Source organism: Variovorax sp. Varisp36 (assembly GCF_047304235.1).
Taxonomy (GTDB): domain Bacteria; phylum Pseudomonadota; class Gammaproteobacteria; order Burkholderiales; family Burkholderiaceae_C; genus Variovorax.
The window spans coordinates 1-10432 of the sequence record NZ_JBGLYU010000066.1; the positions used below are offsets into that span (position 1 = coordinate 1).

At 62.8% G+C, this 10432-nt stretch carries 11 protein-coding genes and 1 pseudogene; all 12 read left to right on the plus strand.

Annotated features, from left to right (window positions below):
* Positions 1-136: 136 nt before the first annotated feature.
* A pseudogene (locus ACCD11_RS26660) lies at positions 137-331 on the plus strand (D-alanyl-D-alanine carboxypeptidase); the annotation flags it as partial.
* 203 nt (positions 332-534) lie between these two features.
* A complete protein-coding gene (gene rpsL, locus ACCD11_RS26665; RefSeq protein ID WP_013543948.1) occupies positions 535-912 on the plus strand; it encodes a 30S ribosomal protein S12 in 378 nt (125 codons plus the stop codon).
* Between the two features lie 150 nt (positions 913-1062).
* Positions 1063-1536, plus strand: coding sequence for a 30S ribosomal protein S7 (rpsG, locus tag ACCD11_RS26670; protein WP_007829591.1), 474 nt, complete (start codon positions 1063-1065; stop codon positions 1534-1536).
* Between the two features lie 96 nt (positions 1537-1632).
* On the plus strand, positions 1633-3732 hold the full coding sequence (gene fusA, locus ACCD11_RS26675) for an elongation factor G (RefSeq protein ID WP_007829590.1): 2100 nt from the start codon (positions 1633-1635) through the stop codon (positions 3730-3732).
* 142 nt (positions 3733-3874) lie between these two features.
* Complete coding sequence (tuf, locus tag ACCD11_RS26680; protein ID WP_108143266.1) at positions 3875-5068, plus strand: elongation factor Tu; 1194 nt, start codon at positions 3875-3877, stop codon at positions 5066-5068.
* Between the two features lie 21 nt (positions 5069-5089).
* Entirely contained in the window at positions 5090-5404 is a 315-nt protein-coding gene (rpsJ, locus tag ACCD11_RS26685; RefSeq protein ID WP_007838118.1) for a 30S ribosomal protein S10, read from the plus strand.
* A 388-nt stretch (positions 5405-5792) separates the two neighbouring features.
* Positions 5793-7181: a hypothetical protein gene (locus tag ACCD11_RS26690; RefSeq protein WP_413316122.1), complete on the plus strand. Its 1389-nt coding sequence runs from the start codon at positions 5793-5795 to the stop codon at positions 7179-7181.
* 17 nt (positions 7182-7198) lie between these two features.
* Entirely contained in the window at positions 7199-7753 is a 555-nt protein-coding gene (locus ACCD11_RS26695; RefSeq protein WP_413316123.1) for a hypothetical protein, read from the plus strand.
* Between the two features lie 213 nt (positions 7754-7966).
* Positions 7967-8647, plus strand: coding sequence for a 50S ribosomal protein L3 (rplC, locus tag ACCD11_RS26700; protein ID WP_007838124.1), 681 nt, complete (start codon positions 7967-7969; stop codon positions 8645-8647).
* Entirely contained in the window at positions 8647-9267 is a 621-nt protein-coding gene (rplD, locus tag ACCD11_RS26705) for a 50S ribosomal protein L4 (protein WP_007838126.1), read from the plus strand. The genes rplC and rplD overlap by 1 nt, the downstream gene beginning before the upstream one ends.
* Entirely contained in the window at positions 9264-9599 is a 336-nt protein-coding gene (gene rplW, locus ACCD11_RS26710; RefSeq protein ID WP_007838129.1) for a 50S ribosomal protein L23, read from the plus strand. The genes rplD and rplW overlap by 4 nt, the downstream gene beginning before the upstream one ends.
* A gap of 2 nt (positions 9600-9601) precedes the next feature.
* Complete coding sequence (gene rplB / locus ACCD11_RS26715) at positions 9602-10426, plus strand: 50S ribosomal protein L2 (RefSeq protein ID WP_007838130.1); 825 nt, start codon at positions 9602-9604, stop codon at positions 10424-10426.
* The last annotated feature ends 6 nt before the right edge of the window (positions 10427-10432 follow it).

The following is a 10432-nucleotide window of genomic DNA, read 5'->3' on the forward strand; positions in this document are numbered from 1 at the left end:
CCCCCCCCCCCCGGCGCCCCCCCCCCCCCCCCCCCCCCCCCCGCCCCCCCCCCCCCCCCCCCCCCCCCCAAACCCACACCCCCCCCCGGGGGGCGGCCCGGCGCCCCGGGGGGGCGGGGCCCCCCCCCCCCCCCCCGCCAAGATCAAGACCCAGGTGTCGCGCCCCGATCCGCTGGTGGCTCCGTTCGCCAAGTACCAGCCCGTCGGTTCGCTCAAGGTCACCCTGGACGACCAGCCGGTCGCGGATGTGCCGCTGGTCGCCCTGGAGCCCGTCGAGCAGGCAGGGATATTCGGCCGAGCCTGGGATGCCGTGCGGCTCTGGATCAAGTAAATCAGTGGGATTGCAAGGCCGTCGGCGGCCAGCCGCCACGGCTGACCTTGCTGTTTCATGCTCGTTTGCTATACTCGTGGGCTTTTCGGAAATTTCCGAAGGGTTTCACGTTTTCGTTATTCCCGGCTTCCCTGCCTTGCGTCACGACAAGGACAAGGACGGTTTCACAGCCAAGGCCGGGGCGTTTTGGGACTAATTCATTCATGCCAACCATCAATCAACTGGTGCGTCAGGGTCGAACGGTCGAAAAGATCAATTCGAAGAGCCCTGCCATGCAGAACTCGCCGCAACGTCGCGGTGTCTGCACCCGCGTCTACACCACGACGCCAAAGAAGCCCAACTCGGCGCTTCGTAAAGTTGCCAAGGTCCGTCTGACCAATGGCTTCGAAGTCATCTCCTACATCGGCGGCGAAGGCCACAACCTGCAGGAACACAGCGTCGTGCTGGTTCGCGGCGGCCGTGTCAAGGACTTGCCCGGTGTGCGTTACCACATCGTGCGCGGTTCGCTCGACCTGCAAGGCGTGAAAGACCGCAAGCAGTCGCGTTCCAAGTACGGCGCGAAGCGTCCCAAGAAGGCTTAAGCCTTCCTGTTGTAAAAAAACAAGCGGTGTTCGATGGCCTTGGCGGGCTTGTCGAACGAAGTGACCCAATCCCGGGTCGAGTAAGTGAGAGTCCTGACTGGCTCTCGCGGTATCGGAAACGATGCCAACTGAAGCAAAGAGGTTAGAAAAATGCCACGTCGTCGCGAAGTCCCCAAACGTGAAATCCTGCCGGATCCCAAGTACGGCAATGTCGAGCTGTCCAAATTCATGAACGTGATCATGGAAGGCGGCAAGAAGGCTGTTGCCGAGCGCATCATCTACGGTGCCCTCGACTTCATCGAAAAGAAGAACCCGGACAAGGACCCTCTCGAGGCTTTCACCGTTGCCATCAACAACGTGAAGCCGATGGTCGAAGTGAAGTCGCGCCGCGTTGGCGGTGCGAACTACCAGGTACCGGTCGAAGTCCGTCCCGTCCGTCGCCTCGCCCTGTCGATGCGCTGGATCAAGGAAGCTGCCCGCAAGCGCGGTGAGAAGTCGATGGCCCTGCGTCTGGCCAACGAACTGATGGAAGCCACGGAAGGCCGTGGCGGCGCCATGAAGAAGCGCGACGAAGTGCACCGCATGGCAGAAGCCAACCGCGCATTCAGCCACTTCCGCTTCTAAAAATCAGACACAGCTTGGGCGTTGGATCTTGAGTGTCGGGCGATGTCGTCCGTACTCGAGAACCAGCGCTCAACGCATTTAACCCGAAAGTAAATCATGTCCCGCAAGACCCCCATCGAGCGCTACCGCAACATCGGTATCTCCGCGCACATTGACGCTGGCAAGACCACGACGACCGAACGTATCCTGTTCTACACCGGTGTGAACCACAAGATCGGTGAAGTGCACGACGGTGCCGCCACGATGGACTGGATGGAGCAAGAGCAAGAGCGTGGCATCACGATCACGTCGGCTGCCACCACCTGCTTCTGGAAGGGCATGGCTGGCAAGTTCGAAGAACACCGCATCAACATCATCGACACCCCCGGCCACGTGGACTTCACCATTGAAGTCGAGCGCTCGATGCGCGTGCTGGACGGCGCCGTCATGGTGTACGACGCCGTCGGCGGCGTGCAGCCCCAGTCGGAAACCGTCTGGCGCCAGGCCAACAAGTACAAGGTGCCCCGCCTCGCGTTCGTCAACAAGATGGACCGCACCGGCGCCGACTTCCTGCGCGTGCGCCAGATGATGGTCGATCGCCTGAAGGCCAACCCCGTCGTGATCCAGATCCCGATCGGTGCCGAAGAGCACTTCCAGGGCATCGTCGACCTCGTGAAGATGAAGGCCATCATCTGGGACGAAGACAAGGGCGTGACCTTCACCTACGGTGACATCCCCGCGAACCTGACCGATGTCTGCAACGAATACCGCGAAAAGCTCGTCGAAGCGGCTGCCGAAGCCAGCGAAGAGCTGATGAACAAGTACCTCGAAGGCAACGAGCTGACCGAGGAAGAAATCAAGAAGGCCATCCGCCAGCGCACCATCGCCGGCGAAATCCAGCCGATGCTGTGCGGCTCGGCCTTCAAGAACAAGGGCGTGCAGGCGATGCTCGACGCCGTCGTCGAATACATGCCGGCACCGACCGACATTCCGCCCGTCAACGGCACCGACGAAGACGAAGCGCCCGTCACCCGCAAGGCCGACGACAACGAGAAGTTCTCGGCCCTGGCATTCAAGCTGATGACCGACCCGTTCGTGGGCCAGCTGACCTTCGTGCGCGTCTACTCCGGCGTGCTGACCAAGGGCGACAGCGTCTACAACCCGGTGCGCGGCAAGAAGGAGCGTATCGGCCGTATCGTGCAGATGCACGCGAACAACCGCGAAGAAGTCAATGAAATCCGCGCCGGCGACATTGCCGCCTGCGTGGGCCTGAAGGAAGTGACCACGGGCGAAACCCTGTGCGATCCCGCAGCCGTCGTGACGCTCGAGCGCATGGTGTTCCCGGAATCGGTGATCTCGCAGGCCGTCGAACCCAAGACCAAGGCCGACCAGGAAAAGATGGGCATCGCCCTGCAGCGCCTGGCTCAGGAAGACCCGTCGTTCCGCGTCAAGACCGACGAAGAATCGGGCCAGACCATCATCGCCGGCATGGGCGAGCTCCACCTCGAAATCATCGTGGACCGCATGAAGCGCGAATTCGGCGTGGAAGCGAACGTCGGCAAGCCGCAAGTGGCCTACCGCGAAACGATCCGCAAGACCGTCGAAGAAGCCGAAGGCAAGTTCGTTCGCCAGTCGGGCGGCAAGGGCCAGTACGGTCACGTGATCCTGAAGCTCGAGCCGCAGGAAGCGGGCAAGGGTTTCGAGTTCGTCGACGCCATCAAGGGCGGTGTGGTTCCTCGCGAATACATCCCCGCAGTGGAAAAGGGCGTTGTCGAAGCGCTGACGCAAGGCGTGCTGGCGGGCTACCCCGTCGTCGACGTCAAGGTCACGCTGCACTTCGGTTCGTACCACGACGTGGACTCGAACGAAATGGCGTTCAAGATGGCCGCGATCTTCGGTTTCAAGGAAGGCGCCCGCAAGGCCAGCCCCGTGATCCTGGAGCCGATGATGGCCGTGGAAGTCGAAACGCCCGAAGACTACGCCGGCAACGTGATGGGCGACCTGTCCTCACGCCGCGGCATGGTGCAGGGCATGGACGACATGATCGGTGGCGGCAAGTCCATCAAGGCCGAAGTGCCGCTGTCGGAAATGTTCGGCTACTCGACCACGCTGCGCTCGATGTCGCAAGGCCGTGCCACGTACACGATGGAGTTCAAGCACTACGCTGAAGCTCCGCGCAACGTTGCCGAAGCCATCGTGGCTGCTCGCGCAAAGTAAGTTTTCAAGAATGCAGGGCCGCGCAGTGCGTGGCCCTCGTTGTCTGCGATCCGGTGCCGCCACGTTCCCGTGCGAGGCGAACCAGCAATCGGATGCAGACATAAAACCAACACACGGGACATGCTCTTTCAAGGATTGAAAAATGGCAAAAGGTAAATTCACCCGCACCAAGCCGCACGTGAACGTGGGCACGATCGGTCACGTCGACCACGGCAAGACCACGCTGACGGCGGCGATCGCCACGGTGCTGTCGGCCAAGTTCGGCGGCGAAGCCAAGGCCTACGACCAGATCGATGCTGCGCCCGAAGAAAAGGCCCGCGGCATCACGATCAACACCGCGCACGTCGAGTACGAAACGGCCAACCGCCACTACGCACACGTCGACTGCCCCGGCCACGCCGACTACGTGAAGAACATGATCACCGGCGCCGCCCAGATGGACGGCGCCATCCTGGTGTGCTCGGCCGCTGACGGCCCGATGCCCCAGACCCGTGAGCACATCCTGCTGGCGCGCCAGGTGGGCGTGGGCTACATCATCGTGTTCCTGAACAAGTGCGACATGGTCGACGACAAGGAACTGCTCGAGCTGGTCGAAATGGAAGTCCGCGAACTCCTCGACAAGTACGAATTCCCCGGCGATGACACCCCCATCATCCACGGCTCGGCCAAGCTCGCCCTCGAAGGCGACAAGGGCGAGCTGGGCGAAGGTGCCATCATGAAGCTGGCCGAAGCCCTCGACACCTACATCCCGACGCCCGAGCGCGCCGTGGACGGCACCTTCCTGATGCCCGTGGAAGACGTGTTCTCGATCTCGGGTCGCGGCACCGTCGTGACCGGCGCTGTCGAGCGCGGCGTGATCAAGGTCGGCGAGGAAATCGAAATCGTCGGCATCCGCCCGACCGTCAAGACCACCTGCACCGGCGTGGAAATGTTCCGCAAGCTGCTGGACCAGGGCCAGGCTGGCGACAACGTCGGCGTGCTGCTGCGCGGCACGAAGCGCGAAGAAGTCGAGCGCGGCCAAGTGCTGTGCAAGCCCGGCTCGATCAAGCCGCACGTGCACTTCACCGCCGAGGTGTATGTCCTGTCGAAGGACGAAGGCGGCCGTCACACGCCGTTCTTCAACAACTACCGTCCGCAGTTCTACTTCCGCACGACGGACGTGACCGGCGCGATCGAGCTGCCCAAGGACAAGGAAATGGTCATGCCCGGCGACAACGTCAGCATCACCGTGAAGCTGATCAACCCGATCGCGATGGAAGAAGGCCTGCGCTTCGCCATCCGCGAAGGCGGCCGCACCGTGGGTTCGGGCGTCGTGGCGAAGATCCTCGACATCTAAGCCGGACGCAAAGGAATCACCATGGCTACCAAGCAAAAAATCCGCATCCGCCTGAAGGCATTCGACTACAAGCTGATCGACCAGTCGGCCGCTGAAATCGTGGACACCGCCAAGCGCACCGGCGCGATCGTCAAGGGCCCCGTGCCCCTGCCGACCCGCATGAAGCGCTTCGACATCCTGCGTTCGCCGCACGTCAACAAGACGTCGCGCGACCAGCTGGAAATCCGCACGCACCAGCGCCTGATGGACATCGTCGACCCGACCGACAAGACCGTGGACGCGCTGATGAAGCTCGACCTGCCGGCCGGCGTGGACGTCGAAATCAAGCTGCAGTAATCCATTCGGCTTCGCGCCGCGGTTACTGACGAAGCCCGCCTGCAGAAATGCAGGCGGGCTTTGTTTTTTGTCTCACGAATGTGGCATCCTCGCCGGTCTGCGGCCCCCATGGGGCGGGGCGCAATGCAGCTGAAACGAGGGCAGCACAGCTATGAGACAAGGCATCTCTTTTGCGTCGGGTTTGATGGCGTGCATCACGGCGGCGTTGTTGGCCGCTTGCGGCGGTGGAGGAGGAGGGGGCGGTGGGGGCCTTCCCGTGCTGTCCCTGCCTCCTGCGGCAACAGGAGGCGGCGGTGGTGATGTGCCCGTGCCTCCTGTGGCAACGACGCAAGTCGCTTTGAGCGGTACGACTACCTATGAGTTTGTACCCAATCCGAATGGCCCTCTCGTGTACGCCGACACCTCGGTCAAGCCGGTGCGTGGCGCTTTTGTCGAAGTGCTCGATGCCACCAGCGGCAGCCAACTGGCCACGACCTCCACAGACGGCAGCGGCGCCTATGCTGTGACCGTTCCGGCGAACACGGCTGTCATCGTACGGGTGCGGGCCCAATTGACCCGCACCGGCTCGGCGCCGAGCTGGGACGTCACCGTACGCGACAACACCCGGTCGAACGCGATCTATTCCATGCAGTCGTCGGCGTTCTCCACGGGAGGTGCGGCACTCACCCGCGATCTGCGCGCCGGCAGCGGCTGGGGTGGATCGAGCTACACCAGCCAGCGCGTGTCCGGGCCGTTCGCCGTGATGGACACGATCTACACCGCAATGCAGAAGGTGCTGTCGGTGGCGCCGGCTACGGCATTTCCGTCGCTGAAAGTGTTCTGGAGCGTCAACAACACGAACGCCAGCGGAAGTATCGCGCTGGGACAGATCGGCACCACGTTCTTCGTCGGCAGGAGTTCGGGGGCGGAAATCTATGTGCTCGGCAAGGAGGATGTGGACACCGACGAATTCGATGCGCCGGTGATCGCGCACGAGTGGGGGCACTACTACCAGGCCTCCTTCAGCCGGGATGATTCGACGGGCGGCGCCCATTCCACGAGCGAGCTCATCGATCGTCGGCTTGCCTTCTCCGAAGGATGGGGCAATGGCTGGTCGGGCATCGCGCTGGGGCGGAGCAACTATGTCGATTCGGGTGGGCCCGGCCAAGCCCAGGGCGGCAGTCTCGACCTCACGAGGGGGCCGGCATCCAACCCGGGCTGGTTCCGCGAATCCTCGATCCAATCGATCTTCTGGAATCTCAACCAGCAGGTCGGGTTCAAGCCGATCCACGACACGATGACGGGGTTCCAGTTCCGCAGTGGTGCGCCGGTCACGTCGATCCATCCGTTCTCGGCGGCATTCAATGCGACGGCGCCGGGCAGTGCGCAGGCGCTGGCTGCGCTGCTGGCGGGGCAGAACATAGCGGGCAGCAGCGATGCCTATGGCTCATCGGAAAGCAATGATGGCGGCTTGCCGATCGTGCTGCCGATGTACAAGCCGGCAGCGATCGGCGGCTCGATTACACAAGCTTGTGTGACGAATGCCGCCGATCCGCAGCGCGATGGCAACAAGCTGGGCAGCTTTGCGTACTTGAGGTTTACGGCTCCGGCCAGCCGCAGTTACCAGTTCGTGGTCTCCCCGCCGGTGGGTGCCAGCGCCAATTTCGCGATCTACAAAGGTGGTGTGGTGAGCCGCAATACCAGTTCGGTCAACCTTTCGGCCGGCGACTATGTCCTGGTTGTCAACGATCTCAATAACTCCGCTGCTAGCACGTGTTTCAACGTAACCATTCAATAGCAGTGAGGAAGGCCACCATGAACCCCCGTTCCAGCTCGATGATTGCCGCTGCGGCATGGCTGACGCTCGCTGCCATGTCGGCGCCGGTTTTCGCGGACGGCGTGCCCACGCCCCGAGCGGCCAAGCACGCTGCTTCTTCGCGCCATGCGGCCATGACGGTCGCGGCGCGCAAGCCCAATGATTCCGGTGTCGTGATCCAGTACAGGGTCGACGGCAGGGCCCAGATCGGCCGGCCGGTTTCTGTCGTTCTGCAGTTCGACGGCGTGAGCGATCCGGCCGGGGCCACCGCGCGCCTGACGACGGATGCCGGCCTGACCCTGACGACGAGCAGCAGCCTGGCTCTCCCGGCCGGCCAGCGTACGACCGCCACCGCCACGGTGACGAGCGACCGCGAGGGCCTTGCCTACCTGAACGTCTTTGTCACGCAGAACGGCGCCATGAGCATCGTCGCGATCCCTGTGCAGACCGGATCGGCGGTGCCGGCCATGAAGGGTGCCGGCGAGGTGAAATCGTCCGACGAGGGCGAAAAGATCATCTCCTTGCCCGCCAAAGAGCCCAAAGAGCCCAAATAGGGCACCAAACAGGCGCAACAATCGCCCTTGCAATGGGCCCGTGCCGCGGGCTATAATCGCTGGCTCTGCCCTTGGTGCGTCCATGCGGGTGTAGTTCGGGCAGAGATTTATCAACCTTCTTTCGCGGGCCGGGAACCTTGGGGAATCGGCCAAACGCTGTCGCCAATTGAAGTGGCAGCGGCGAAGGAAGTCTTCCATTTTTGGAGAAAACAAATGAGTCTGAGCAACTCCCTCGGGTTGCTGGGCCGCAAGGTGGGGATGATGCGTCTCTTCACCGATGACGGGGACGCAGTTCCTGTCACGGTGGTGGATGTGTCCAACAACCGTGTGACCCAGATCAAGTCCCAAGAGACCGATGGCTACGTCGCCCTGCAGGTGACGTTCGGTTCGCGCAAAGCATCGCGCGTGACCAAGCCCGAAGCCGGCCACCTCGCCAAGGCGGGTGTCGAAGCTGGCGAAATCATCCAGGAATTCCGCGTTACCGCAGAAACCGCAGGTCAGCACAAGGCTGGTGGCGTGATTGCGGCGGCCAGCGTGTTTTCCGTGGGCCAGAAGGTGGACGTGCAAGGCACCTCCATCGGTAAGGGCTACGCTGGCACGATCAAGCGCCACAACATGAGCTCGCAACGCGCGTCGCACGGTAACAGCCGTTCGCACAACGTTCCCGGCTCGATCGGCATGGCACAAGACCCCGGTCGCGTGTTTCCCGGCAAGCGCATGACGGGCCACCTCGGCGACGTCACGCGCACGACGCAAAACCTCGACGTGTTCCGCATCGACGAAGCACGTCAACTGCTGCTCATCAAGGGCGCGATTCCGGGTTCGAAGGGTGGCTTCGTCACCGTGCGTCCCGCCATCAAGGCCAAGCCGCAAGCGGCTGAAGGAGCGAAGTAATGGAACTCGAACTCCTGAACGAACAAGGCCAGGCCGCGTCGAAGTACGACGCCCCCGAGACCGTGTTCGGCCGTGACTACAACGAAGACCTGGTCCACCAGATCGTCGTTGCGTTCCAGGCCAACGCCCGCCAAGGCACGCGCGCCCAGAAGGACCGCGAGCAGGTCAAGCACTCGACCAAGAAGCCTTTCAAGCAAAAGGGAACGGGCCGCGCCCGTGCCGGTATGACGTCCTCGCCGCTGTGGCGCGGGGGTGGCCGGATCTTCCCGAACATGCCTGACGAAAACTTCTCGCAGAAGATCAACAAGAAGATGTACCGCGCCGGCATGGCCGCCATTTTCTCGCAGCTCGCTCGCGAAGGCCGTCTGGCCGTGGTGGATTCGCTGACCGTGGATTCGCCCAAGACGAAGCCGCTGGCAGCCCGTTTCAAGGCAATGAATCTCGAGTCCGTGCTCGTGATCGCCGAAGAAGTCGACGAAAACCTGTACCTTGCCTCGCGCAATCTGGTGAACGTTCTCGTGGTCGAACCCCGCTACGCCGATCCGGTGTCGCTGGTTCACTACAAGAAGGTGCTGGTCACCAAGGGTGCCGTCGACAAGCTCAAGGAGATGTTCGCATGAGCCGCGTGAACCCTACCGCCGCTGAACGTACGTTCGAAGAAGGCCGCCTGATGGCGGTGCTGGTCGCCCCGATCGTGTCCGAAAAGGCCACGATGGTCGGCGAGAAGTCGAACGCTGTCACTTTCAAGGTGCTGCAAGACGCCACCAAGCCCGAGATCAAGGCCGCTGTCGAACTGATGTTCAAGGTCGAAGTCCAGGGCGTGTCGGTGCTCAACACCAAGGGCAAGACCAAGCGCTTTGGCAAGTCCATCGGCCGCCGCGACAACGTTCGCAAGGCCTATGTGACCCTGAAGCCCGGTCAAGAGCTCAACCTCGTCGGGGAAGGCGCTTAATCATGGCCGTCATCAAGATGAAACCCACTTCGCCGGGCCAACGCGGCGCGGTGAAGATCTCGCGTGACCACCTGTTCAAGGGTGCTCCTCACGCTCCCCTGCTGGAACCCCAGTTCCAGAAGGCCGGCCGCAACAACAACGGCCACATCACGATCCGTCATCGTGGCGGCGGTGCCAAGCACCACTACCGCGTTGTCGACTTCGTACGCAACAAGGACGGCATCCCGGCCAAGGTCGAACGCATCGAGTACGACCCGAACCGCACCGCCCACATCGCCCTGGTGTGCTACGCCGACGGCGAGCGCCGCTACATCATCGCCCCGCGCGGTCTGGAAGCTGGTGCAACGCTGCTGTCGGGCGCTGAAGCCCCGATCCGCGCCGGCAACACCCTGCCGATCCGCAACATTCCGGTCGGCTCGACGATCCACTGCATCGAACTGCAACCCGGCAAGGGCGCACAGATCGCGCGTTCGGCCGGCACGTCGGCCACGCTGCTGGCTCGCGAAGGCGTCTACGCCCAGGTCCGCATGCGTTCGGGGGAGGTGCGCCGCATCCACATCGAATGCCGTGCAACCATCGGCGAAGTGGCCAACGAAGAGCACAGCCTGCGCCAACTCGGCAAGGCCGGTGTGAAGCGTCACATGGGTATCCGCCCGACCGTTCGCGGCGTGGTGATGAACCCGGTCGACCACCCGCACGGTGGTGGCGAAGGCAAGACTGGCGAAGGCCGCCACCCTGTCGACCCATGGGGCAATCTGACCAAGGGCTATCGCACCCGTAACAACAAGCGCACGCAGGTCTTCATCGTGTCGCGTCGCAAGAAGTAAGGGATA

Bases quoted from the DNA above. Each gene is read 5' to 3' on its own strand.
- rpsL (WP_013543948.1), top strand. From the start codon at position 535: ATGCCAACCATCAATCAACTGGTGCGTCAGGGTCGAACGGTCGAAAAG.
- rpsG (WP_007829591.1), top strand. From the start codon at position 1,063: ATGCCACGTCGTCGCGAAGTCCCCAAACGTGAAATCCTGCCGGATCCC.
- fusA (WP_007829590.1), top strand. From the start codon at position 1,633: ATGTCCCGCAAGACCCCCATCGAGCGCTACCGCAACATCGGTATCTCC.
- tuf (WP_108143266.1), top strand. From the start codon at position 3,875: ATGGCAAAAGGTAAATTCACCCGCACCAAGCCGCACGTGAACGTGGGC.
- rpsJ (WP_007838118.1), top strand. From the start codon at position 5,090: ATGGCTACCAAGCAAAAAATCCGCATCCGCCTGAAGGCATTCGACTAC.
- ACCD11_RS26695 (WP_413316123.1), top strand. From the start codon at position 7,199: ATGAACCCCCGTTCCAGCTCGATGATTGCCGCTGCGGCATGGCTGACG.
- rplC (WP_007838124.1), top strand. From the start codon at position 7,967: ATGAGTCTGAGCAACTCCCTCGGGTTGCTGGGCCGCAAGGTGGGGATG.
- rplD (WP_007838126.1), top strand. From the start codon at position 8,647: ATGGAACTCGAACTCCTGAACGAACAAGGCCAGGCCGCGTCGAAGTAC.
- rplW (WP_007838129.1), top strand. From the start codon at position 9,264: ATGAGCCGCGTGAACCCTACCGCCGCTGAACGTACGTTCGAAGAAGGC.
- rplB (WP_007838130.1), top strand. From the start codon at position 9,602: ATGGCCGTCATCAAGATGAAACCCACTTCGCCGGGCCAACGCGGCGCG.